Consider the following 24,176-nt stretch of genomic DNA (forward strand, 5'->3'; position numbering starts at 1 on the left):
TTACTGCAAGATAAACGATAGGGGTATTTTCTCCACGCGTTTGCCTTCTCTGAGAAACAGGCAAATCTGCAACAGTATTTTTGTCTTATCACTAAGGCTAATTATAGCACAGGCATGATCTAAGAACTGGAATCAGCTCTAGCGGACAGGCTGTTTTATTTTAAATTTTTTTCTTCTTTCGCTATACTGAAAACAAGGACGAAGAGAGAGGAGTGTCACGATGTTTAAAGAATTTAAAGAGTTCTTGATGCGAGGAAACGTCATTGATCTTGCTGTTGGTGTTGTTATCGGTACTGCATTCACCGCTATTGTGACCAATGTTGTTAACGGATTGATCACGCCATTAGTAGGGTTGATCGTTTCATTATTTACAAAAGGAAAAGACTTAAACGAAGCAATGTCTGTTTTAGACTGGACACCAGTCAAGGGAGTTACCTTTGCCTTTGGTGATGTTGTCAGCGCGTTGATTACCTTCATTATTACTGGTTTTGTGCTATTTTTGATCGTCAAAGCTGCCAACAAAGCCAAAAATACTGCTACAAAAAAAGAAGCTGCTGTACCAGAAGTCAAGGTTCCAACAGCCGAAGACTACTTAGCGGATATCCGCGATCTATTAGTGGAACAGAATAAAGCAGCACAGGAAAACGTGGAAGACAAATAAAAACCATGGAGCGTTATGCTCCATGGTTTTTAAATTGCTTCTGTTAAAAATTCGATCTCTACTGTACGAGTCAATACATCGGAATAGCTGTATGAAACACGTTCGAAAGAATTTTCTTCTGGGTCCAAATCAACCACAAAAACGGAAGGATAAGTCTCGGTTAAGATTCCTTTACGTTGTGTCTGGCGCTTGCGTCCCGTCTGAGCTACAAGCATAATCGGAGCACCAATACGATCTTCCAAGTTTTTCTTGATAGTCGCTAAAGTTGTTGGCATACAGTTCACCTCAACATATATTATAGCACAAATATAAAACTTTTCAATGTTATCATAAGATAAAAAAATTTGCAACTTCTTATCTGACTATCAGCTAGAAAGCCCTTTCAATCATTCGTTCAGTTCATCTATTTTTTTCTTGATTTTATTTTTAGTCCGATTCAATGCATTATGGATCGCCTTTTCTGTTTCATTCAAATATAGCGCGATCATTTTGGGCTCTACCCCTTTTAAATAATAATTCAAAGCTCGAAGCTCTAAGGGAGACAGCACAACCTCCCCCGTCAATAGCATCTCACTAATAAACAAATCCTCTTCTACAAACTCATGGTACTGAAACTGTTCACTGAAGGCTTCGGAACCGACTTTTTCGATGGAAACAGCCTGCTGTTGGGCGAAACGCTTTTTAGCCCGCTGGCGACGCAAAAGGGAACGGATACGATTTTCAAAAATCATTTTGTAGTACAAACCGAATGTCGTTCCACGACCTTTGCGATAACTTTGCATCGCATCATTCAACGCGATCCGTCCTTCCTGCAGCCAATCATCTAAATCAAAATCGCGTATGTGATACCGAGACTGCATACTGTATACGATTGGCACATATTGACTAAACATTTCTTCAAAGGCAACACTATCAAATTGTTCTGAATCATTCTTTTCTTCCATTCCAAAAAAACACCCCTCTCACAAGTAAAAGCATACACTTTGTCTAAAAATGAGAGGAGTGTTAAAAGTAGATTTATTTTTTTCGGCTTAATTCGTCTAACTTCTGTGACAACTTTTGTAATTGTTCATTATTCCATGGAGAATTTCGGCGAAAATTTTTAAAATGCGTATCTTCGGTATCTCCAGTTATCAATGCTTCCGTTTGTTGAACAGTCTTATACAATTCACGAGCAGAGGTTCGCAAGGCTCCCTGAGAAAAGATTGTCCATTGTTCCGCTAAATCACTGGTCGCTACGGTGACTTGAGTGAGACGATCATTCAATTCTCCTGCGATCCGTTCAATATAGCTGTCAGCTGTTTCATCCTCTTTTGTAAAAACAACTGTCAGCTGATATTTTTTATAGCTTTGAGTGATTCCAGGGACAAACTGCGCATCAAACACGACGATCGTTTCCAATCCTTGGTACTTCGCAAAATTCGACAAACGAAACAACAACGCTTCCCGCGCTTCTTCCAAACGCTCTTGATTTTTTAAGGCGGTCAATTCCGGCCATGCACCAATCATGTTATAACCGTCAACGATCAGCAACTGTTTTTTCATCACTGGTCACTTCGCTTTCGGAAGACTTCATACATCAATAAGCCAGCTGCTACACCCGCATTTAGGCTTTGTACATGACCGGTCATCGGGATCGTCAGCATTTCATCGACTTCTTTTTTCAAGCCAGCACTCATGCCTTTTCCTTCATTGCCAATGATTAAGGCAATCGGACCAGAAACTTTCCACTGACGATAATCAGTACCTTCCATATCCGTGCCGAAAATCCAATAGCCGGCATCCTTCAATTGTTTGATACTTTGAGCCAGATTTGTCACTCGCGCGATTGGCACATATTCCACTGCGCCAGTCGACGCTTTCGTCACGACAGGCGTAATCCCTACTGAACGATGCTTTGGAATGATTACGCCGGACACACCGCTGGCATCTGCTGTCCGTAAAATAGACCCGAAATTATGGGGATCCTCCAGACTGTCTAAAATCAGTAAAAATGGTGCTTCTTCAGAAGATGATTTTGTCAGTAATTCATCCAAGGTCAAATATTCATAAGGGGTTATTCCCATAACAACACCTTGATGAACCCCACCGTCACTTAATGTATCCAGCTTCTGCTTTGGTACCCACTTCACCGGAACGGCTTGTTCTTTTGCCAAAGCTTTCAATTGATCGATCTTATTGCCATGTGCATCTTCTTGTAAAAATAATTTGTTTCCGCGGCCAGCCTGCAGCGCTTCTACACTGGCATGATGACCGAAGACAAAATTATTCTCTTCGGACTCAACCGCATCGATCGGTTCGTTGCGGCGATCTTTAGGTCGATCATTTTTTCGCTGATTGCGGCGATCAGTTCCCCGCCGTTGTTTTTTATCCTTCATTTACTTCGCCTGCTTTCTCTAAACACCACTTAATCAATTCTTCCAATCGTTCCTGCCGCTCTAATAGATGCAGATAGCCCATCAAGGCCTCAAAACCAGTGGACATACGATAGGTCATGATATCGGTATTTTTCGCAGAGGTATAGCTTTTGGCATTTCTTCCACGCCGATAGATCCCCTGCTCTTCTTCTGTCAGCATACCATCTTCGATCATTTTTTGAATCAACATTGCTTGGGCTTTAGCCGAAACATAATGAGTCGCCATATGATGCAGCTTATTCGGACGTGTCTGACCTTCTCGAACAAGATAATCCCGCACATGGGTTTCATAAATAGCATCGCCAACATAGGCTAGTGCTAAGGCGTTTAATTGTTTATAGTCTGTCATTATGCTCTTCTCCAACGAACGCCTTGAGGAGTATCTTCTAAGAGTATCCCCTGATCTTTTAATTGATCACGAATTTCATCGCTGCGGGCAAAATTTTTGTCTTTGCGCGCTTGATTACGTTCCTCAATCAATTGGTCGATTTCCTCATCCAATAGTCCCGCCGTTTGGAACTCAATGCCAAAAACTGCCAACATCTTTGTGAATTCTTCTAAAACTGTTGTCAGAACTGCTGCTGAAACCTTGTCCTGTTCACTATAATTATTTAGCCATTTAGCTGCTTCATAAACCACGGTGATTCCATTGGCCGCATTGAAGTCATCGTCCATTTCTTCGATAAAGCGATTTTTCAAGGCATGCACTTCACTTAATTTTTCTTGATCCTCCGCTAATTCTGCTTCTGCCGTCGTTTGACGGAAGGCCGCATTTTCAAAGGCTGTACGTAATTTTTGTAAATTTGCTTGTGCGTCCTTCATCGTCGCCTCGCTGTAGCGGATCGGACGGCGGTATTGTGTCGTCGCCATAAAGAAGCGTAAAATTTGCGGATCAATTTCTTTCACTAAATCATGAACGGTCACAAAGTTGCCTAATGATTTACTCATTTTCGCATCGTCTTCACCAATCGTTACATAGCCATTATGCATCCAATAATTTGCAAATCGCTGACCCGTTTTCGCTTCACTTTGAGCGATCTCATTTTCATGATGAGGAAATTCCAAATCCTGGCCGCCGCCGTGGATATCGATCGTGTCCCCTAAATGTTTAGTCGCCATTACTGAACACTCGATATGCCAGCCTGGCCGACCTTCACCCCAAGGAGATTCCCAAGAAATTTCATCTGGCTTCGCACTTTTCCACAACGCAAAATCCAATGGGTCCTCTTTGATTGCCTGCTCCGCTCCAGTCCGCTGGCTTGCACCAACCTCCAGCTCGTCAATCGACTGATCACTTAGTTCCCCATAATGTTCAAATTTACGCGTACGGTAATAGACATCGCCTTTGGCTTCATAGGCATAGCCCTTTTCAATCAAAGCTTCGATAAACGCTAAGATATCGGGAATATGATTGATCACTCGCGGATGCAGAGTCGCTGGTTTTACATTTAACGCCGCTGTATCTTCTTTAAAGGCCGCGATAAATCGGTCTGCTACTTCCGGTGCCGTGATTGACAATTCGTTGGCTGCCTTGATGATCTTATCATCCACATCGGTGAAATTCGAAACATAATTCACTTCGTACCCGCGATATTCAAAGTAACGGCGGATTACATCAAAGGCAATCGAGCTGCGGGCATTTCCAATATGGATATAGTTATAAACTGTAGGCCCGCAGACATACATTCGAACTTTATTTTCTTCAATAGGTTGAAAAATCTCTTTCTCTCGTGTCAATGTATTGTGTATTTTAATCATGTTGAATTTTCTCCCCTTTTATTCTGACTATTTTTGCAGGTATACCTACAGCGGTCGCGTCAGCTGGCACATTCTTTAATACGACAGCACCAGCCCCGATTTTCGCTCTTTCACCGATCTCAATCGGTCCTAATATTTGGGCATTCGCCGATATAAATGCCCCTTGACGCACAGTCGGATGCCGTTTCCCAGTATCTTTTCCAGTTCCGCCCAACGTTACGCCATGGAACAATACAACATCTCGCTCAACTTCCGCTGTCTCACCGATCACTACACCCATTCCATGATCGATAAAAACACCTGAAGCAATTTTGGCACCCGGATGAATCTCAATCCCTGTCAAAAAACGCCAAAATTGCGAGTGAATCCGTGCCAGTAAAAACCAGCGATGCCGGTAAAGAAAGTGCGAGAATTTATGGAAAAATAATGCATGGACACCTGGATATGTAAGAACTACTTCCGCGCCTGTTCGGACTGCCGGATCATTTCGTTTCGCTGCTGCGATTGCTTCTTGCCACCAACCCATTTACCTCAACTCCTTTTACTCTTTTTTCTGTCAGCGTTCCTCCCTAACTTGGAAAGCGGGCAGATTTATAGTGATATCTTCATTCTCCGATACAGCTAGCTCTTAATAAGGCAATCATTTTCGAAAATCACGAAAAATGAATCACATTCTCACCACGCATATTATTTTTCTAACCTGCTGAAGCAGGAAGAAAAACTGACAGCTAGCTCTTAATAAAGAATTTATTTTTCCAAAATCGCGAAAAATAATTCTGATTTTCGCTTCACATATCATTCTGCTAAACTACTTGTCTCTAATGCATATAAAAAATCAATATTCACACCTCAAAACAAACGAACTGCGAAAAGCAGAAGTGAAAAAAAGGCGTCTTTTGAGGAAATTCCTCAAAAGACGCCTTTACGTGGTCCCACTTTTGTTTGCAATAAAGTCTATTGCCTTGAAACAGGTAACGTCTGTGAACCGTCCTTAGCTACGTATCGCCAAGACCACTCGGAGATGCATTTCGCAAGCATAGATCTGACTGCTTTCACCACCCGCAGTCTCTCTGAAAAATCGCCGCTTACTACTTCTTCTCTTCTTTGTGTTTACATTACTTGATCTAAATGTGATAAGGCCTTTTCTTTGCCTAATAATTCAACTGTTTCCGGTAATTCTGGTCCGTGAACCACACCGCTGACAGCTACACGGATCGGCATCCAAAGGTTTTTCCCTTTGATCCCAGTTTCTTTTTGAACTGCTTTGATCGCTGCCAAGACGCCTGCTGCATCTACTGTTTCCATCGCTTCTAGTTGTGCTTTGAAGGCGTTCAAGACTGTTGATACACCTTCACCTGCTAAAACTTCCTTCGCTGCATCATCTAGTTCAAGATGCTCTTGGAAGAACAAGCTAGATACTTCGGTAATTTCTGCTGCGTAACTCATTTGCGGTTGGTATAAGCTGATTACCCGTTTCACCCAATCTTTACGCTCAGGTGTTGGATTTTCTTCGACTTTACCAGCCTGAATCAAATATGGCAAGCACAAATCTGTTAATTTATCTAAATCCATCGCTTTGATGTAATGGTTGTTAACCCATTCTAATTTCTTTTGATCAAAGGACGCAGGGGATTTGCTCAAACGTTTCGTATCAAACAGCTTGATCAGCTCTTCTTGAGAAAAGATCTCGTCTTCGCCAACTGGTGACCAGCCCAGAAGAGTAATAAAGTTGAACATCGCTTCTGGCAGATAGCCTAACTCACGATATTGCTCGATGAATTGTAGAATGCTTTCATCACGCTTACTTAGTTTTTTACCCGTTTCTGTGTTGATGATCAAGGTCATGTGACCAAAGGTTGGACGCGGCCAACCAAAGGCATCATAGATCATTAATTGCTTTGGTGTATTGGCAATATGGTCGTCACCACGCAATACGTGGGTAATCTTCATCAAATGATCATCAACTGCCACTGCAAAGTTATACGTCGGCATGCCATCACGTTTTTGAATGATGAAATCGCCGCCCACATTGTCAGATTCAAAGCTGATTTCACCCTTGACCATATCCTCAAAAGCAAAGCTGGTGTTGCGAGGAACTCGGAAACGAATCACTGGCTCAAACCCTTGAGCTTCTTTTTCTGCCTGTTCTTCTGGAGTCAGATTGGCACATTTGCCTGAATAGTGAGGCATCTCTCCGCGCGCACGCTGCGCTTCACGTTCTTCTTCCAACTCTTCAGAAGTACAGTAACATTTATACGCCAAATTGCTCATTAGTAATTGATCGATCAACGGCTGATAAACTTCCCGACGTTCTGATTGACGATAAGGACCATACTTTCCAGGATTTTCTGGTGATTCATCCCAATCAATCCCTAGCCATGCTAAATTTTCCAGCTGGCTTTTCTCTCCGCCTTCAATGTTTCTTTTTAAATCGGTGTCCTCGATCCGAATGATGAACTCTCCATCATTGTGGCGAGCAAATAGATAGTTGAACAACGCTGTTCGGGCATTTCCGATGTGTAGGTGTCCAGTCGGACTTGGTGCGTAGCGCACACGAATTTTTGACATATATTAGTTCCTCTTTCCCGCTTATTTAGTAAATGAAAGCCATTTACTACTCAACCCAAATTGTACAATCAATCCACGGTTTAGTAAAGCTGCACTGTTATTTTGCAGCCTTTTCATGTGTGTAGTCTAACTTTTTCTCAGGTGAATCATCTTTGATGTTGCGGCTTGAATGCGCAGGCTTCGCAAAAATCATTCGCCCAGCGGCGGTTTGCAGGGCACTCGTCACGACTACTTCGATATGCTCATTCATGTAATGCTGCCCATCTTCCACCACGACCATTGTCCCGTCATCCAAATAAGCAACTCCTTGTTGGCGCTCTGTTCCAGCCTTCACCACTAAAACATTCATGTTCTCGCCTGGAATCACGACTGGTTTCACCGCATTGGCTAGCGCATTGATATTTAAGACTGCCACATTTTGGAATTCTGAAACTTTATTCAAGTTATAGTCATTGGTTACGATCACACCATCTAATAGCTTAGCCAGTTTAATCAATTTACTGTCGACTTCGCTGATATCTTCAAAATCGCCATCATACATTTCAACAGCAATGCCGTCTTCTTTTTGCAATGAATTCAAGATATCCAAACCGCGGCGTCCCCGCACACGTTTCAGGCTATCGCCAGAATCGGCAATATATTGCAATTCATATAACACAAAGTTGGGAATCATCAAGACCCCTTCTAAAAAGCCGCTCATTGCAATATCATAGATTCTCCCGTCGATGATGACGCTCGTATCTAAGATTTTATACTTATGAAAATGATCATCCGCTTTACGCTGTAAAACTTCGCCGTCGTTCGATTCCGCTTTTTTGCTGCGGCCGCTGAAGAATTTCTTCAACTCATCGATCCGCGTCGTTCCCATTCGAAATCCTAAATAGCCTAACAGCAGCATGATCAAGATTGGCAAAGCGCTGTTAATAAATGGAAGCGGGATCTGATATAAAGGGGTCGTCCCAATCAATCCTAGAGTCAATCCGAGGATTGCACCCACCACTCCAAATAAGATATAAGTCAAGCTAAGTTCATTTAATTGTTTCTCAATTTTTTTCACACCAACTGTGATTGGTTCTACGATCGCCAAAGAAATAATATAAAAAATAATTGCACCGATAAGGCCGTTCGTAAGTGAATTATTCAACCACATGTTGTCTGCATAACCAATCGCTGTCCATGCTGCCGGTAGGAAAGTAACTCCTAAACTAATCCCAACAATCAAAACGATTACTGTCAACACACGTTTCTGCATGCCATCCCTCCTAAATTCTATTATTTATTTTAAGCTAAAAAGCTTTGAATAAAGGGTGTGCCGGAAAATCTCCCGACACAGCCTTATTTACCGAAATACTTTTCTTAGTGTTTCTCCTAATGTCGCTACTGGGACCAGCTCGATTCCCTTTGGCGGCGTCCAATCAGCCATATTATTCTTAGGCAGATAGATTCTTTTAAAGCCTAATTTGCTGGCTTCCTTGACCCGCTGCTCAATACTGCTGACTCGCCGAATTTCACCAGTTAGACCGATTTCACCGATAAAACATTCGGTCGCTTCCGTGCCATTTTCTTTATAGCTGGAAGCAATCGCTACAGCCACAGCCAAGTCGATGGCAGGTTCATTTAATTTTACACCGCCTGCTGCTTTCAGATAAGCATCCTGATTCTGCAGCAATAGGCCCGCGCGTTTTTCTAAGACCGCCATGATCAAAGATACGCGATTAAAATCCAATCCGGTCGTCGTTCGTTTCGCATTCCCAAAAACGGTCGGAGTCACCAAGGCCTGCACCTCGACCAGAATCGGCCGACTGCCCTCCATCGCAACAACAATAGCAGAGCCGGTCGCACCTTCTAGGCGTTCTTCCAAGAACACTTGGGAAGGATTCGCCACTTCGACAAGCCCATTTTCCCGCATCTCAAAGATTCCGATCTCATTGGTAGAGCCAAAACGGTTTTTTACCGCCCGCAGAATACGAAAGCTGTGGTGTTTCTCCCCTTCAAAGTATAAAACGGTGTCCACCATGTGCTCCAACATTCGCGGTCCAGCGATGTTTCCTTCTTTTGTCACGTGGCCCACAATGAAGATGGCGATTCCATTTGTTTTAGCAAGCTTCAATAGCTCAGCGGTTGTTTCACGAACTTGACTGACCGAACCGGCGACACTCGTGATATCTGGCTGGGTCATAGTTTGAATCGAGTCAATGATCACGTAATCTGGCTTCAGATTTTCAATCGTCCGGCTGATCTCGCCCATATCTGTTTCCGCATACAAATAAAAGTCCGTATCGCTTGAGCCTAAACGCTCTGCCCGCAATTTTATCTGCTGGGCACTTTCTTCTCCGGAAACATACAGCACATTGCCGCCGGTCGCCGCTAATTGGTGGGATACTTGTAATAATAAGGTGGATTTCCCGATCCCAGGGTCCCCACCAATCAATACCAATGAACCTGGAACGACTCCGCCGCCTAGAACCCGATTCAACTCTGCTAATTCTGTTTGAATTCTGGTCTCTTTTTTGAAGACAACATCCTTCAGCTTGGTGGGAGTCGCGCGCTCACCGGTTAGACTGACGCGGTTGCGCCGATCTTCCGGATGATTCTGCTCCACTTCCTCCACCATCGTGTTCCAGTTTCCGCAGTTAGGACACCGCCCCAAATACTTGGGCGAAACATAACCGCATTCTTGGCAGATAAATTGTGTCTTGGTCTTTTTTGCCAAAACGTTCGCCTCACTCGTTTATTTTTTATCCGATGAGCCGAATCCGCCTATTCTTTCAGCTGCAGCTGCATCGTTGTCGGCTTTAAGAAACGGTAAGAAAATGCCTTGTCCGATTCGTTCGCCCTTTTTAATCTGCACATCCGTCAAACCAAAATTTGAAAATTGAAACATAATATGTCCCTCGTTGTCAGGGTTATTATAATAATCGCTGTCGATCACTCCTACGCCGTTGCTTAATGTTAAGAAACGCTTCAGCGGATTGCTGGATCGATTCGCTAATTGTAAATACTCGTCTGACCCCATGTAAGCTTTGATCCCTGTAGGAACCAATACCGGCTTAACGATTTTTTCAGATACTTCCGATCCCTTGGTAAAATGCTGGATGATCTGTTTCCAAACCGCTGGAATCACGATGTCCTCTGCTGCTTCAAAGTCATATCCCGCAGCATTTTTTGTTGCTCGTTGCGGCAAATTGATTGCCTTATCTTGATAAGCTTTCGTAACTTCAAAACCTCTTTTTTTCATTTCAAGCTCCCTTTTTATACTACTGAATTGATTTTTTAAGAAAATCGCTTCTATTTTCAATCGGTATTTCATTCCACTAGACAGTTGTTTTTTACTCACTAGTTGATTTCCTCAACAATAAAGTCAAACAGCCCGCCTTTGTGAAATATATAGCTATTCTACCATAGAGCGGGCATCTGTTCGAAAATCTTTTACGAAAACTCTATGGAAATTTAATGAATTTTTTTCGCTCTTTCCTAGTTCTCACTGATTCGTTCATCCAATGCCGGCAGCCGATTAATATACATTTCGATTCGCTTGGCATACGAAGGACTTTCTTGATAGGTTTTAATCTGCTCCTGCAGCGTTTTAAGATCATCCGTTACAATACCGTTGACGTTTAACGAAACCATTCGATCCATTGAATCCGCGTCATTGACTGTCCAGGCATAGACTTCCTTTTTTTCCAGATGGGCTCTTCGAACGAAATCGCCTGTCAAGGTTGTTTCTTCCATTGTATAAGCGTTTGCCGGTGTTTGCGGGAATACTAAATTATAAGGTAAGACATAACTGACATACAACTTTGGTGCCTTTCTTTTCAGCTCTTCTACTATCTTATAGTCCAGAGAATGGATTCGATGGTGATGAGTCAAAATATCGTCTTGATATTTTTCGATGAATCGATCCATCATCTCTTTAGAGTCCGTAGCATTCGTTTTGATTTCAATCAATAATTTCTGCTGATGCTTGTCAGCAAAGGCTAAGTAATCATCAAAGCTGGCGATTGGAGCTACATGCCCATTTTCAACTGCCTGCAGCTCTTGGCTCTCACTCAAGGTTAATTCATGAGTCGCAGCATTTTTTCCAGTTAATTTTCTGAAATTCTTATCATGAAAAACAACGAACTGATGGTCTTTGGTTTCCTGAACATCCATTTCGATATAATCCGGCTTTTCCTTGATGGTAGCGGCCATTGCTGGGATCGTATTTTGCACCCCGTTACCATTATCGACACCACGATGAGAAATCGTTAACGGAATAGAATCCTCTACCCCCGCCAAATAAAGGACGTTGCTAAGCAATGTCGTCCCACCCAAAAAGATAACCAATATTCCTGCCGCAATCCGTGTCCACAGACTAGGGCGAATCAATCGCAGCGGACGTTCACTGCTGATCACCAATGGATAAAACTTTTGAACCAGCATACTGAAATACAAAACAGTCGCCCAGGCCAACATTAACTGGCTGAAAAGCTGGATACTTGTCAAGGTAAGCATCGCACCAATCGCAGGGAAGGGTTTTGGCAAGAAATCCAAGACGACCTGCAGTCCATAGCTCACACCATAGCCCACATATGAAACGATCGTCAAGAACACGGTCAAAATAAAAATTCGCCATGCATAATGCCAATACCGATGATGCGTCAATTCTAAGCTTCTCGCCATCGCCTGTTTGGGCGGCTCGTCAGAGAAAATCATCAACGGCAGCACAAACAATAAACGGATTCCAATATAAGATACTGCAACAGACGCGACCATTAATAATAGAAGAAACAGAACATTTTCACTTAAATAATCCAAAATGAAAACTGGAATCGTGACTTTGCTTAGCAACGGCGTCCGAAAAATCGCATTGGCAAAGGGCAAAATCAACACAAAATAAAATAGAAAGAAAAAGAAGGTGGCTGGACGCAAATGACGCATTTGATAAAGCGATTGCTTGAAAAGCTCCCACAGCGACCGTTCTTCCTTCGTTTGGATACTTTTGATGCTGAACAGTTGAAAGGTGAATTGCAAGAAAACCAATGTCAGCACCAGTGCCAAAAGCAGCAGCAAGGCTGCTAAGACACCCGGATGTTTCGTTATAATCGTCAGAATATTTGTGTTAGAAACGTAGGGTATCTTCCCTTGTCTTAAAATGAAGGCGATTGAAAACTGGACACTGGGAATTACCAGCATTTCTAAAACAATATTCGTTCCGATGATCAAAAGGATATAACTGCCCCAATGACGGAGAAATTCTCGTGAATAGGTGAAAAAGAATTTTAATGAAGACATTCGTCTCTCTCCTTTTTAATGATGATGGAAATGGCTGTCAGCCTAAATTCGAGAACTCATTTTACTCCCTAAAAAGCTGAATTCGGAAAAATCGGGCACAAGAATTATGTGTCCGATTGGGTTTGACGTTTCCGATCGTAATCTGGATCGAACTCGTCAGTTTCGATATAAATATACGCCTTTTTATCCGGCAAAGCCTTGCGAATCACACGTTCGATCTGATTGACCACCTCATAGCTGACCCCTTCATAAGAATCAGCGATATCGATCTTCGCAGCGATCATGACTTCTGTAGGTCCCAAATGAACGGTTTTGATATCAATGACTTTTTTGACCTCGTCCCGTTTAAAGGCATCTCGAATCTTCAGCAAATCATTTTTAGAAACACTTTCGCCAATAATCAGGCTGTAAAATTCGCGTGCCAAGAAGATCGAAGCAAACAGCAGCATCATCCCAATCAGCAGCCCGCTCAAAGCATCAAACATTGGATTGCCAGTAACCATCGTTAATAATGTCCCCGCAATCGCCAAGACTAAACCGATCACCGCACAGAAATCTTCCGTAAAAATAATCAAGATCTCACTATGCCGGCTTTCGTGTAAAAATGTAAATAAAGGCTGCTTCTCTGTGTTCAGCTCACGTATTTCTTTGATCGCTACCCGCAAAGAGCTTCCTTCGACTAAGATCCCGAAAACTAAGATCACTAATACAATCAAAGGATTGGCGACCTCATGACTGGGATGAAATAGTTTTTCTACCGCTTCCCAAATTCCTAATGCGCCCCCGCCAAAAAACAGCATGGTCGCTACGATCGTACTGAAAAAATATTTCGCCCGTCCCTCACCGAACTGATGGAGCTCACTTTGTCCGCGAGCAGCACGCCGATTACCAAACAATAGTAAAATTTGATTGCTGCAATCCACCACACTGTGGATGCTTTCATTCATCATCGCGGCGCTGCCGCTAAGCATGTAGCCGATAAATTTACTGACTGCGACTAATACATTCGCTAACAATGCAGCCAGCACCGCCATCGACCCTTGCGCTTTTTTCTCTTCCATATGATTCACTCGCTTCCTGATGCCTCCTATTATAAAACAGAACGGAAAAATCATAAAAGCAAAGCTCTTCAAGCAAATCATTCGTCAGTACTGGCGTTTTATGAAAAAATCAATTAAAACGAGAATGGAGGAAACAATATGAGGCTTTGGCATGAAGCATTGATTCCATTGCTCCCTCGTCAGCAGCTGTTAGGTCAACATCGGGAAGTTGCGGCGTTGCGCGGGAAGGGCTGGGGAAAGAAACACGCCACAGTAGATTACGCCTTTGTTCATCCTTACTATAAGCTATATCAATTTCATTTACTGGTTATGGAGGAGATGAAGCGGCGCGGCTATGCCCCAGATTCCTTGTGGTATGACCCGCTGTATCGAGGAAAGAAGCTTCCGCCGATGTCCGGTATCGAAACGCTGCCGACCACCCGCCCTCTATATCCAGAACACGATGAAAGCTACTTGGAAGAATGTCTCAGCAACCTCGCTCAAAAAGGTGTGTATTTGTCTAAGCCTTGAATTCGGTCATGTTTCCGCGAAAGCGCAGCGGCAGATGATTGCGCTGCGCTGTATAATTCGCCCGTTCATCGATTGTGACCGCCCGCAGGAAGGTTTTCCACTGCTGACGAATGACCTGCTCATCGCTGGCTTCAGCAAATTCCGGACAACTGGTATTTTCCATCAAATGAATGTCGCCATGATCAATGATTCCCAGTAGTTCATGGGTCTCGTCGTAGATCATGATTTTCTCCTGCGGATAGCGCTCCGCAAAATGCGGGCAGAGATACGGCATCACATAATGCTTCGGATTGATTTTGCTGAATAGGACGTCTCCGACATATTCAAAGCGAACAAAGCCGGTTAAGGCGTGATTTTCTCCCAACATCGTCCGAATGCTTTTTCGTAGTGCTAAAATCGCTGGGTGCCCTAAATGATTCTCTAATAAATCCTTCGTCTGCAAAGCAATCTCAATGGCATCCAGCAAATGGCGCTCCTTCCCCTCAAGTGTGGCATAAAAGCCGTTTTGAATAAAAAGAAAATTTTCCGGCCGCAGCCGCTGCCGTAAACGGCGATAGATTTTCTCCCCGCGGACTGGATCCGTTTCGACCCATTCCGCTAAAAACAAACTTTCTACCGCCGTTTCCGGTGATAAAATCAGCGTTGGAAATTTCTTCTCGCGAAAGCTGCGGTCCACGACGGTCATAAAACCAAGAAAGCTCCCGTCATACTCCCAATGCTCCGTTGATTCTCGCAATGTAATCACCTACTTTTCGCATGTTCAAAGCGTTCTACATCAAATAAAGATAATTGTTCACTCGTCGATTGGGTGTTGTGTTTCTTTAATACCTGATATTGCTTCGAGGAGATCAGGGAAGTAATGATCCACTCAGGGTCTTTGATCAAGCCCGCAGGTGTCTCGTGGTTGCAGGCAATGAAATATTGTGCCCGCTTGATAACGATCCCTAATTTTTTCAAATCAGTCAGGTGGAGCCGATAATATTTTCGTGCCTTCACAATATTTTGTGCGCTTTTCGGACCGATCCCCGGTACCCGCAACAGCTGATCATACGGCGCAGTCTGAACATCTACCGGGAAACGCTGGTAGTTTTGCACCGCCCAATTGGCTTTAGGATCAAGATAGAGATTAAAATTCGGCTTGTCCTCCGATAAAATCTCATCGGCCGTAAACTTATAATAGCGCAGCAGCCAATCTGCCTGATACAGGCGATGCTCCCTTAATAATGGCGGCTCTGTCGTCACTGCCGGCAATAGATTGTCTTGATTGACTGGAATATACGCTGAATAATAGACACGCTTCAGCTGGTATTTTTGATACAGATTTTCTGAGATCTTTACGATCGAACGATCACTCTCAGGACTGGCTCCGATAATCATTTGTGTCGATTGCCCAGCCGGCACGAAGCTCGGCCCGCGCCGAAGCGCCGGTAAAAATTCCTGTTCTTTCTTTACCGTCGTAATCTGCTTCATGGGTTTATATAGATCAAACGGATCTTTGTCCGGAGCCAGTAACTTCAGACTTTCGCGGGAAGGCAGTTCGACATTGACGCTCATGCGATCTGCCAAAAAGCCCAATTCTTCAATCAATTTTTCATCCGCACCGGGAATCGCCTTGACGTGGATGTATCCGCGAAAGCCTTTTTCCTCACGCAAAATTTTCAACGTCTTGATCAAAAGCTCGCACGTGTAGTCCGCACTTTTAATGATTGCTGAGCTTAGGAACAAGCCTTCGATGTAATTGCGCATATAGAAATCCATAGTTAAATCCGCCACTTCCTGCGGCGTGAAGGTCGCTCGGGGAATTGCATTTGATTTACGGTTGATACAGTAATGACAATCAAAAATGCAGGCATTGGTAAACAGTAATTTTAGCAACGACACACACCGGCCATCCGGTGTAAAGGAATGGCAAATACCTGAAGCCTGTGTGCTGCCGACTGTCCCTGGCCGTGTATTATTTTCGACGCCGCTGCTGGAACAGGAAACATCGTATTTCGCAGATTCAGCTAGAATGTCAATTTTTCTTTCCAGTTCCATCGAAAATCACTCCTTGTTCATCATCAAATGACTCATACGCGAACGTATGTTCTTATTTAACCAAAAAAAAGACCGGTTGTCAAAATTAATTTGATAGATACTCCTAAAGACGGATGAAGTCGGCGGCAGATTTGCTATAATTTAAATCAATAAGTAGTAAACTTACTTAATAAAAGGAGTGGGAATAATGGAAAGGAAACAATACGTTTGTGATAAGTGTGGGTCGCAGCATTACACATCTGATCAGTTCCAAGCAACTGGCGGAAACTTTGCGAAGATTTTTGATGTTCAGAATAAAAAATTTACGACAATCAGCTGTAAAAAGTGCGGATATACAGAGCTTTACCGTGGTGAAACTTCTGACGGCTGGAATATCCTTGACTTCCTAATGGGTGGAGGTTAAACAAAAAAGCGGCAATCGCCGCTTTTTTTGTTTGTCCTCGATTATCGAACAACCACTGCATATTTTCTTGCATTATAGATGTTCTCGAAAGTCGTTCGGTTCAGCCAATAAGAGCCGCTGATGGGATCAGACACGTGGACTTGGTTGCCGGCTTTATTAAAGCCATCCAAGGTGACCGCGTGATTATTATTGGCCGCAACACCAAAGCTCCAATTTCCCCAACGGATTGGTTGAAAATTGATCGTTACCCACGCTACGACAGGATTGCCGTTTTTCACTTCATTAATCAGCGTATTCATCGAGCTGCCAGAAATATTTTGAACATTTCCGTATTTTTGACCCCAGCTTGTCAATGGGGCGGGATAAATCGCTGAATAGGTGTAAGAATTCTCAACAAATGGCGAGCCCACGAAGCCAGTGTTTGGATTCCCATTTGATGACTTAGGAATCGTATTTAAGAACGAGCGCAGACTCCAATTGGTCAGCTTGCCCTTGTACTGCAATGCTTGAAGCAAGGAAGCTCCTTCACAGCCGCTCGGTGCTCCCAGCGCATATTGATCATAATTTCGTACCCCTAGTAATCGGTAGTCCTCATAACTCTGCTCACCGCTGCCGATCGCATACCATGCAATTCCTTCATAGCGCCAGCCGGCCCTTTTTAACGGATCTCGCTCCGAGGTAATCGGCGTGTAATGGTGCGCACCGGCTTTAGCGTTCGGATTATATAAGCGATAAAGAGGTGTCCCTCCATTTGGTGAATACCAAGCGATCCCTTCATAACGCCAGCCAACTTTTTTTAGATGATCTCGTTCACCGGCATTTAACGTATAGTGATGGTCCCCCGCATTCGGATTGTACAAGCGATAAACAGGCTTTCCGTCGGCGGGTGCCTGCCAACCAATTCCCTCATAGCGCCAGCCGACAGAACGCAGGTGATCTCGTTCACTGAGCGTTTTTGTATAAAAATGTTCCCCGCTATTCGGGTTGTACAGTTTGGGTACCTTCCTCTGCGTGAACAAACGCAGGTGCGGCAAATGCTGCCAACGTCAACGAACAAACCAACAGAATACTTTTTTTCATTTGAACATTCCTTTCCTGATTTCATTAAAAATAGAAGAGCAAGCAGCTCTTAGTGAAAATCGCCAGCTTAATCTCATTAATTATTGTACGTTCTCTGGTTCATTCCGTCTCCTACCGAGCTTGTTCAATAATGTACAAAAAAATGCCCATTAAAAGTTCACAAATGGGCATGAACGCTTAACAAGCAAAAGTTGAAGGGGTTATTTACTGATCGACACTCGTGTTGGACTGACCCATGTTCCTGTACCAAAGCCTAGGATCGTTTTAATCGCCGGGATAAAGGTCGTCGCGATCGTCAAGGCGTTCATCATCCAATAGATCAGCATATAAAATGGGGCAAAAATCAGGTATTTCAATTTACGCCCATCGTCATCAATAATGAGGGCAGCCGCAACTTGCAGAAAGCCGGCCAGCATCTCAAAATTTATGAAAATAAAGGATAAGGTCAGCAGATGGAAGATCTGGTGATACTCTCCATGCACCAGCAAATGAATGATCGTCCCAATAAAAATCGCCAGAAAAAGCCAATAATACAGACTCCACAAAATACTAACTGTTTGGTCTGCAAACAGCAGAAACTGCTCAAAATAGTTGAACGGATGCAATGCTACCTTCTTCATGTTTGTCAGCCAGACCTCCGTACCGCCTTTGGCCCAGCGTTTGCGTTGACGATAAAGCATCTTCAGTGTATTCGGTACCCCCATGAAGAACATAATGTCTGGTGCAAAGGTGGGAATCCAGCCGTTTAGCTGCTGATCCCATGCGATGCTGATATCTTCGGTCGCACGATCTTGCCGAAACAAGCCGACATCGATCAAGGCATCCTTGCGATACATCGTATTTGCACCGCTGTAGGCATACATTGTTCCCAGCGTCCCTATTTGGCCTCTTTTAATGACTCCGACGATACTTGAAAATTCGACGGTTTGGGCTTTTTCGATAATTTTTGACCGGTTTTGAACATCCATATTTCCTGTTACTGCTGCCACATTTTGATCGGCCTCAGTCCTAAAATAGTTTATGTATTTCCAAAGCGCATCTGCTTCGGGAATCGTATCTGCGTCGTTGCTTAATATGTACTCCCCTTTAGCAAATCCCACACCGATATTAAACGCGTGTGCTTTGCCCTTATTTTTTTCAATACGCAGCACTCGCAGGCGGGGATAACGGTCCTGCAGCCGGGCTAAAATCTCTGGTGTCTGATCGGTGGAACCATCATCGGTGACCAGCACCTCATAGTTATGGTAATTCAACTCGCTGAGCAAATATACCAGCGTGTCTTCAATCACCACTTCTTCGTTGTGCGCAGGTACCATGATTGTCACCAGCGGCTCTTCTGCAGTCGGAATTTCTTTGAAGTCTGTTTTCTTATGACGAAATAGCAAGCGATAACAAATAACTTCAATCAACCAAACGAATGCCCCCAGTACTGGATAACTGACCAAAATAAACAGCAACACATTCACTACCGCGTTTAGGATCGGATACCCTGTGTCAATCGTCATGCTGTTCAGCCTCCCTATAGAGTTTGCGAATGGTATCGTCTGCCAGATTTTTTTCTTCCGGTACAGAATAATAGCGCGCCTCATGTCGTGTCTCTTCTGAACCAAAGCGCTCTGTATAAAAAGTATTCAGCGTCGTTTTTCTAGCCTGCAGTCCTTCCTCATCGTAAAGCTTTTCCACCAGCTCGTGGTGTTTGATTCGATAATTATTGCGTAACGTTAGAAAAAGAACGCCCACCGAAATAATGCCCAAAGAAACAAGAAACTGAAACCCGGTGTGATAATAGATCGCTTCTCCTGCGCGATCGTTCCACACATGATAAAACTTCGAATTATGCTTCAGCAGCGTCGATGAAATCGTCCAATAAATCGGGATGGATACAGCAATCCAGCCAACAATCGTCAACAGGCCGATATAAAATTTATTCCACCAATGCCCTTTTTCAAAAAAGGAATCACGAACAAAATGCTTCTCTGCCTCATGACGATTCTCATTAATCTTCATCTCCAGCCCTTCTTTCTCGATTATTATGACTCCGTTTTCTGAAAATACAACAATTTTGTTTCAATTATTAAAACGTTTTAACCTTTTTTAAATGGAACCGCAACCAGAGCTAACCATTTTCGTTAACATCCGTTGGTTCTATTTTCGATTCAAGTAAGCTAAAGTAGATTTAAGGGAGATGAAAAGTATGAATAATCAGAAAAGTCCGATCGCGAACAACTTGCGTTCATTAAGAAATCGAAACAACTGGTCTTTAGAGTATGTGGCAGAAAAATTGGAGGTCTCACGTCAGGCAGTCGCCAAATGGGAAAATGGAGAGTCTTTGCCTGATGTCATGAAATGCGATGCTTTAGCTAATCTTTATGATGTTACTTTGACTGATTTGATCCGTCACAATCAGGAAGATGAAGGAATACCTATCGGCCCGGCCGGCAAGCATATTTTTGGAATCGTCCCTGTCGGCTCCCGTGGACAGATTGTTCTGCCGAAAAAAGCTCGTGATCTTTTAAGCATTAAAACCGGAGATACCCTAGTAGTTCTCGGCGACACAAATCCCGCATCAGCAGGTATCGCCTTGATCGATAGTGAGATGTTTATGCGAATGACAGGAAATACGATCGAATCGATTTTCGATAAGAAGGAGGAATCATGATGAAACTGCTGGAGGTAACAGAGCTTTCGAAAAACTATCCGACATTCTCGTTAAAAAATGTCAGCTTTGACGTTCCAGAAGGTCAAATCATTGGGTTAATCGGTGTCAACGGTGCGGGAAAAACAACCATTTTAAAGGCGCTGCTAAATCTGATCCCCGTGGATCATGGAACGGTCAGAATGTTCGAAAAGAGCTTCTTAGAAAATGAACCCGCCTGCAAGCAAAAAACTGGCGTCGTGTTAGGCGGAATCGATTTTTATAAAGAAAAGAAAATCAAGGATATCACCGCGGTCACTAAACGGTTTTATGAAGACTGGGATGAAGCAGCTTATCAAAAATTTCTAAAGCTGTTCTCCCTAGAGCCGAATAAAAAGGTCAAAGAGCTTTCGGCTGGAATGCGGGTGAAGTACCTGATCGCCTTGGCACTTTCCCATCAAGCAAAGCTATTTATTTTTGATGAGCCCACCAGCGGACTCGATCCGGTATCGCGGGATGAGCTGATCGAGATCTTTCTTCAAATCGTTAAAAATGGAGGGAAAAGCATTCTTTTCTCCACCCACATTACCTCCGATCTAGAAAAGTGTGCAGATGCGATCGTTTATATCAAAGAAGGAGAGCTGGTCAAAGCCGCTCCTAAAAAGGAATTTATCGACTACTTCCAAACGCTGAAACGGCCAGACGAAACAGAAGCTCTCAGCTTGGAATCTATTATGGTACGAATGGAGGGGAAAAATTATGATTTCTAATCTACTGTACAAAGAGATCCGCTTAGCCGCGCATCCCAACCTGTTTATCTTCACTTTGATGGGTCCGCTTATCTTAATTCCCGGGTATCCTTATACAATGATCTTCCTATTCAGCTTAATCGGAAATTTCGTTAATTTGATGTATACACGGGAAAACAACGACATCTACTATTCTACCTTGCTGCCGCTGAAAAGAGCCGAAGTCGTTTTAGGAAAATGGCTGGTACTGCTAGTTTCCCAACTTTTGACGATCGTGATCTCCTTGCCGTTTGCCTTTTTACGGCTGCAGCTGTTGTCGCAGCCTAATCCTGTGGGGCTTGAAGCAAATACTGCCTTTTATGGGTTCGGCCTGATGATCTTTGCTTGTTTCAATTTCATCTTCTTAACAAGTTATTTTCAAACGGTCTATAAGGTCGGAGCTTCCTTTTTGAAGGGGCTGGTTCCAGCAACACTTGTTGCGATCATCGTAGAGGTTCTCGTGCATTTTCCAAGACTAGCTTGGCTGGATGCGGTCACCTTTGATGGCCAAATCAAACAGCTGCCTATTTTAGCGGCGGGAATTTTGATCTATAGTGTTGCGATGTGGGCGACATACAAACTATCCGTTCGGCGATTCAGCCAAGTGAATCTATAAATAGCGCTGCTGTATGCAGGTTTCCCCATAATAAATACCCCTAACCAGAACTTGAGGATTTCTCAGTCCTGGTTAGGGGTCGCTTGTCCGTCTAACGCTCAAAACGTTTTTACTTTTCGTAATAGCCTGTCCAAGAAAGCCCGTCTTCATTGGCTTTTGCTCCGACAAACTCTTTTTGCGTAGATTTTCTGACTAATTTTCCCTCGCCCGTCAGATCATCCATCAGCTCTTTATGACGCGAATACGTCACTTTTTCTAATTCATTTAGATCGCGATTAGTGAAAAAGTCCTCACTGCGCTCCACTTGCTCTGCCTGAGAAAAATCAGGTGTCGCCTTTTCTTCAACTGCCACATCCTTCTTTTGAGTAAACCAAAAGAATAGAAATGCCGCAGCCAGCACACCAACCAGTGCCACTACTTTTTTCATTGCGTCCTCCCCTGAAGCATCTTCTTACTTTTCAGTATGCCACAAGTGAAAACGTTTTTGAATGAAAAATTAATTTTTATCAAATAATCTTTTTTTAAAAAGGAAATAGAATGGATTGGCTTATTTTCTTATTAAAATTAAAACAAAAAAATCATCTTTGCTGATTACTCGAACTCTTCATATTCATTTGGGTCCTGTCCATCAATCCGTCCATCCGGTTTCTCCAGCAGATTGATCCGCTCGATTTCAGTTTGCGATAACTCAAAATCATCAATCGCTAGGTTTTCTCGTTGATGCTGCAGATTCCGTGATTTGGGAATCGGAATGATCCCCCGTTGCCCATGCCAGCGTAAAATAATTTGCGCTGGGGTCTTGTCATATTTTTCAGCCAGCTCAACAATCACTGATTCCTTCAGCGCGTCGCTGCCGCGGCCTAAAGGACTCCATGCTTCAGAGACAATGCCGCGTTGCTCATTCGCCCGCACCATTCGCTCTTGTACCCAGTAAGGATGGATCTCGATTTGATTCACCGCAGGCGTCATACCGGTTTTTTCAATGATTTTGTCTAAATGCTCCGGTTCAAAATTAGAGACTCCTATGGAACGGATCAGCCCCATTTTTTGTGCGGTCACTAAAGCCTGCCAGGCCTCCACGTACAAACCACGTTTTGGCAGCGGCCAGTGTATCAGATATAAGTCAAAATAATCCAATCCCATGCGGAACAAGGATTCTTGGATCATCATCAACGCATCCTCATAATGATGGTATTTTCCAGGCAGCTTTGTCGTCACAAAAAATTCAGAGCGCGGAATCCCAGAACGGCGGATCGCCTCGCCTACAATTCCTTCACTATCATAATTGGTGGAGGTATCTAACAGACGATAGCCATCCTGAATCGCCGTCAAGACTTGATCAAGTCCTGCCCCTCCGCGAATTTGGTAGGTACCTAGACCGATCGCCGGTATCTGATGCCCGTCATTCATTGTAATCAATGGTACTTTCATCATCAAACTCCTCCTTCTTTTAACCTATCCCGCTTTTTGCATTGAAAAAGCAGATTCCGTAAGCTTTCGCTCTCATTTCTACCTTACCATCAAATTCTGATAACTGTTAAATCCTCTGCTCAGCTTTCGAGAATTTATTTTTGAAAATAGGCAGAAAAATTTGGGGGAAAGAGGTATACTACTGAATGAACACATTAGAGGGAGAAGATTACATTGGATTCAATTATTTGTATCGTTTTGGGCATGCTGTTTGCGAATGGTGTTCCCCACTTTGTCAAAGGTATCACTGCTGAAAAATGGGACGTACCTTGGAAAAAACCGGCTTCTGCCTCTACGAATGTTTTATGGGGGATTGCGAACTGGCTGATCGTTGTGATTCTCTACGCGCTCTTCAAGCCAGACATCAATAGTTTTGATGCCGCCTGCTTTTTAATTGGTATGGGTATTACTGGATATTATCTGGCGCTGCATTGGTCAGAGAAAAAGAATGAAAATGACGCTGCTTGATTAGCAGCGTCATTTTTTTATTCTTCGATTTCAGCTTTTTGCTTCTTCGTCAGCTTTTGATACACCAATTGATAAGACACTTCGATCAATTGCTCAATCGCCTCATCATTCAAGTCATCACTGGCCAGCTTGATCGAGTTCCAATGATTTTTGTTCGTGTAATACCCTGGAATCACCGTTCCCTTATAAATCTCCCGCAGCTCCTCGTTTTTTTCAGGCAGATTTTTCAAGGTGATGATCGCATCTTCGCTGGCTTGATCGTTCATCATGCCAAACATTTTCCCCTGCAGGTCAAAATAAAGGACTTCCCAATCCTCGCGAAAATAAACCTTCGCTCCCTTCAGCTTCTCGCCAAAGACCTTAAACCGTTCGATCCGCTGTTGAATCATTGTTTGTTCCATAGCTCCTCCTTAATATGCTGACTGCCAGT

Annotated in this window: 27 protein-coding genes, 1 pseudogene and 1 other annotated feature; of the genes and pseudogenes, 7 read left to right on the forward strand and 21 right to left on the reverse strand. The window is 43.5% G+C overall.

Annotated elements, in window-relative coordinates; all coding sequences use genetic code 11:
- The first annotated feature begins 220 nt into the window (after nucleotides 1–220).
- Complete coding sequence (gene mscL / locus IGI67_RS10985; protein WP_429957707.1) at nucleotides 221–661, forward strand: large conductance mechanosensitive channel protein MscL; 441 nt, start codon at nucleotides 221–223, stop codon at nucleotides 659–661.
- 29 nt (nucleotides 662–690) lie between these two features.
- Here mscL and IGI67_RS10990 read toward each other — a convergent pair whose 3' ends face one another.
- From IGI67_RS10990 to IGI67_RS11050, 13 genes are all read right to left on the reverse strand, one after another.
- Nucleotides 691–936 carry a Veg family protein gene (locus IGI67_RS10990; protein ID WP_010742697.1) on the reverse strand — a complete coding sequence of 82 codons (246 nt, stop codon included), beginning with the start codon at nucleotides 934–936 and terminating at the stop codon, nucleotides 691–693.
- A gap of 111 nt (nucleotides 937–1,047) precedes the next feature.
- Nucleotides 1,048–1,605 carry a sigma-70 family RNA polymerase sigma factor gene (locus IGI67_RS10995; protein ID WP_429957708.1) on the reverse strand — a complete coding sequence of 186 codons (558 nt, stop codon included), beginning with the start codon at nucleotides 1,603–1,605 and terminating at the stop codon, nucleotides 1,048–1,050.
- Nucleotides 1,606–1,678: 73 nt separating this feature from the next.
- Entirely contained in the window at nucleotides 1,679–2,206 is a 528-nt protein-coding gene (locus IGI67_RS11000) for an NYN domain-containing protein (RefSeq protein ID WP_429957709.1), read from the reverse strand.
- On the reverse strand, nucleotides 2,206–3,039 hold the full coding sequence (rlmB, locus tag IGI67_RS11005) for a 23S rRNA (guanosine(2251)-2'-O)-methyltransferase RlmB (RefSeq protein WP_429957710.1): 834 nt from the start codon (nucleotides 3,037–3,039) through the stop codon (nucleotides 2,206–2,208). Before rlmB ends, IGI67_RS11000 begins: the two co-directional genes overlap by 1 nt.
- Entirely contained in the window at nucleotides 3,029–3,427 is a 399-nt protein-coding gene (locus IGI67_RS11010) for a Mini-ribonuclease 3 (protein WP_207107428.1), read from the reverse strand. Before IGI67_RS11010 ends, rlmB begins: the two co-directional genes overlap by 11 nt.
- Nucleotides 3,427–4,836, reverse strand: a complete 1,410-nt coding sequence (cysS, locus tag IGI67_RS11015; protein ID WP_429957711.1) for a cysteine--tRNA ligase — start codon at nucleotides 4,834–4,836, stop codon at nucleotides 3,427–3,429. The genes IGI67_RS11010 and cysS overlap by 1 nt, the downstream gene beginning before the upstream one ends.
- A complete protein-coding gene (epsC, locus tag IGI67_RS11020; protein WP_429957712.1) occupies nucleotides 4,829–5,362 on the reverse strand; it encodes a serine O-acetyltransferase EpsC in 534 nt (177 codons plus the stop codon). The genes cysS and epsC overlap by 8 nt, the downstream gene beginning before the upstream one ends.
- 383 nt (nucleotides 5,363–5,745) lie before the next feature.
- Nucleotides 5,746–5,950 (reverse strand) — a binding site (T-box leader).
- Nucleotides 5,947–7,404: a glutamate--tRNA ligase gene (gene gltX / locus IGI67_RS11025; RefSeq protein WP_429957713.1), complete on the reverse strand. Its 1,458-nt coding sequence runs from the start codon at nucleotides 7,402–7,404 to the stop codon at nucleotides 5,947–5,949. Its footprint overlaps the feature before it by 4 nt.
- Before the next feature lie 97 nt (nucleotides 7,405–7,501).
- The gene (locus IGI67_RS11030) at nucleotides 7,502–8,656 is read right to left on the reverse strand and encodes a PIN/TRAM domain-containing protein (protein WP_429957714.1); all 1,155 of its coding nucleotides are present in this window, start codon (nucleotides 8,654–8,656) and stop codon (nucleotides 7,502–7,504) included.
- An 87-nt stretch (nucleotides 8,657–8,743) separates the two neighbouring features.
- Nucleotides 8,744–10,117: a DNA repair protein RadA gene (gene radA, locus IGI67_RS11035; RefSeq protein WP_207107423.1), complete on the reverse strand. Its 1,374-nt coding sequence runs from the start codon at nucleotides 10,115–10,117 to the stop codon at nucleotides 8,744–8,746.
- Between the two features lie 18 nt (nucleotides 10,118–10,135).
- Nucleotides 10,136–10,642 (reverse strand): dUTP diphosphatase, encoded by a 507-nt coding sequence (locus IGI67_RS11040; RefSeq protein ID WP_429957715.1) that lies wholly within the window; start codon nucleotides 10,640–10,642, stop codon nucleotides 10,136–10,138.
- 236 nt (nucleotides 10,643–10,878) lie between these two features.
- Nucleotides 10,879–12,678 (reverse strand): glycerophosphoryl diester phosphodiesterase membrane domain-containing protein, encoded by a 1,800-nt coding sequence (locus IGI67_RS11045; protein WP_429957716.1) that lies wholly within the window; start codon nucleotides 12,676–12,678, stop codon nucleotides 10,879–10,881.
- Nucleotides 12,679–12,782: 104 nt separating this feature from the next.
- Nucleotides 12,783–13,739 carry a cation diffusion facilitator family transporter gene (locus IGI67_RS11050; RefSeq protein WP_429957717.1) on the reverse strand — a complete coding sequence of 319 codons (957 nt, stop codon included), beginning with the start codon at nucleotides 13,737–13,739 and terminating at the stop codon, nucleotides 12,783–12,785.
- A gap of 138 nt (nucleotides 13,740–13,877) precedes the next feature.
- Here IGI67_RS11050 and IGI67_RS11055 point away from each other — a divergent pair, with 138 nt between their 5' ends.
- Nucleotides 13,878–14,249 (forward strand): TIGR02328 family protein, encoded by a 372-nt coding sequence (locus tag IGI67_RS11055; protein WP_429957718.1) that lies wholly within the window; start codon nucleotides 13,878–13,880, stop codon nucleotides 14,247–14,249.
- Here IGI67_RS11055 and IGI67_RS11060 read toward each other — a convergent pair.
- Both IGI67_RS11060 and IGI67_RS11065 read right to left on the reverse strand, forming a co-directional pair.
- Nucleotides 14,239–14,985 carry a TIGR03915 family putative DNA repair protein gene (locus IGI67_RS11060; RefSeq protein ID WP_429957719.1) on the reverse strand — a complete coding sequence of 249 codons (747 nt, stop codon included), beginning with the start codon at nucleotides 14,983–14,985 and terminating at the stop codon, nucleotides 14,239–14,241. The genes IGI67_RS11055 and IGI67_RS11060 overlap by 11 nt on opposite strands.
- Nucleotides 14,986–14,990: 5 nt before the next feature.
- Complete coding sequence (locus IGI67_RS11065) at nucleotides 14,991–16,286, reverse strand: putative DNA modification/repair radical SAM protein (RefSeq protein WP_207107418.1); 1,296 nt, start codon at nucleotides 16,284–16,286, stop codon at nucleotides 14,991–14,993.
- Between the two features lie 187 nt (nucleotides 16,287–16,473).
- Between IGI67_RS11065 and IGI67_RS11070 the strand changes: the two genes are divergently transcribed.
- Nucleotides 16,474–16,689, forward strand: a complete 216-nt coding sequence (locus IGI67_RS11070; RefSeq protein ID WP_429957720.1) for a zinc ribbon domain-containing protein — start codon at nucleotides 16,474–16,476, stop codon at nucleotides 16,687–16,689.
- 41 nt (nucleotides 16,690–16,730) lie between these two features.
- Here the strand turns inward: IGI67_RS11070 and IGI67_RS11075 are convergent.
- The 3 genes and pseudogenes from IGI67_RS11075 to IGI67_RS11085 form a co-directional block, all read right to left on the reverse strand.
- Nucleotides 16,731–17,684 (reverse strand): annotated as a pseudogene (locus IGI67_RS11075) (C39 family peptidase); the annotation flags it as partial.
- Nucleotides 17,685–17,969: 285 nt separating this feature from the next.
- Nucleotides 17,970–19,274, reverse strand: coding sequence for a glycosyltransferase family 2 protein (locus IGI67_RS11080; RefSeq protein WP_429957721.1), 1,305 nt, complete (start codon nucleotides 19,272–19,274; stop codon nucleotides 17,970–17,972).
- Nucleotides 19,264–19,776, reverse strand: coding sequence for a hypothetical protein (locus IGI67_RS11085; RefSeq protein ID WP_429957722.1), 513 nt, complete (start codon nucleotides 19,774–19,776; stop codon nucleotides 19,264–19,266). Before IGI67_RS11085 ends, IGI67_RS11080 begins: the two co-directional genes overlap by 11 nt.
- A gap of 187 nt (nucleotides 19,777–19,963) precedes the next feature.
- Between IGI67_RS11085 and IGI67_RS11090 the strand changes: the two genes are divergently transcribed.
- From IGI67_RS11090 to IGI67_RS11100, 3 genes are read left to right on the forward strand one after another with little or no spacing between them, the layout of a single operon-like run.
- Complete coding sequence (locus tag IGI67_RS11090) at nucleotides 19,964–20,428, forward strand: helix-turn-helix domain-containing protein (RefSeq protein WP_207107413.1); 465 nt, start codon at nucleotides 19,964–19,966, stop codon at nucleotides 20,426–20,428.
- Nucleotides 20,425–21,174 carry an ABC transporter ATP-binding protein gene (locus tag IGI67_RS11095; protein ID WP_429957723.1) on the forward strand — a complete coding sequence of 250 codons (750 nt, stop codon included), beginning with the start codon at nucleotides 20,425–20,427 and terminating at the stop codon, nucleotides 21,172–21,174. The genes IGI67_RS11090 and IGI67_RS11095 overlap by 4 nt, the downstream gene beginning before the upstream one ends.
- The gene (locus IGI67_RS11100) at nucleotides 21,164–21,808 is read left to right on the forward strand and encodes an ABC-2 transporter permease (protein WP_429957724.1); all 645 of its coding nucleotides are present in this window, start codon (nucleotides 21,164–21,166) and stop codon (nucleotides 21,806–21,808) included. The genes IGI67_RS11095 and IGI67_RS11100 overlap by 11 nt, the downstream gene beginning before the upstream one ends.
- 109 nt (nucleotides 21,809–21,917) lie before the next feature.
- On the opposite strand, the gene IGI67_RS11105 is transcribed toward IGI67_RS11100, so the two are convergent.
- Together IGI67_RS11105 and IGI67_RS11110 are read right to left on the reverse strand one after the other, a co-directional pair.
- Nucleotides 21,918–22,235 carry a hypothetical protein gene (locus tag IGI67_RS11105; RefSeq protein ID WP_207107411.1) on the reverse strand — a complete coding sequence of 106 codons (318 nt, stop codon included), beginning with the start codon at nucleotides 22,233–22,235 and terminating at the stop codon, nucleotides 21,918–21,920.
- Nucleotides 22,236–22,399: 164 nt separating this feature from the next.
- Entirely contained in the window at nucleotides 22,400–23,239 is an 840-nt protein-coding gene (locus IGI67_RS11110) for an aldo/keto reductase (protein WP_429958636.1), read from the reverse strand.
- Between the two features lie 213 nt (nucleotides 23,240–23,452).
- On the opposite strand from IGI67_RS11110, the gene IGI67_RS11115 reads away from it, so the two are divergent.
- Nucleotides 23,453–23,746: a hypothetical protein gene (locus IGI67_RS11115; RefSeq protein WP_207107410.1), complete on the forward strand. Its 294-nt coding sequence runs from the start codon at nucleotides 23,453–23,455 to the stop codon at nucleotides 23,744–23,746.
- Nucleotides 23,747–23,763: 17 nt separating this feature from the next.
- Here IGI67_RS11115 and IGI67_RS11120 read toward each other — a convergent pair whose 3' ends face one another.
- The gene (locus tag IGI67_RS11120; RefSeq protein ID WP_429957725.1) at nucleotides 23,764–24,147 is read right to left on the reverse strand and encodes an MmcQ/YjbR family DNA-binding protein; all 384 of its coding nucleotides are present in this window, start codon (nucleotides 24,145–24,147) and stop codon (nucleotides 23,764–23,766) included.
- Nucleotides 24,148–24,176 lie beyond the last annotated feature (29 nt).

The organism is Enterococcus sp. AZ196, assembly GCF_050498845.1.
Lineage (GTDB): Bacteria > Bacillota > Bacilli > Lactobacillales > Enterococcaceae > Enterococcus_A > Enterococcus_A murrayae.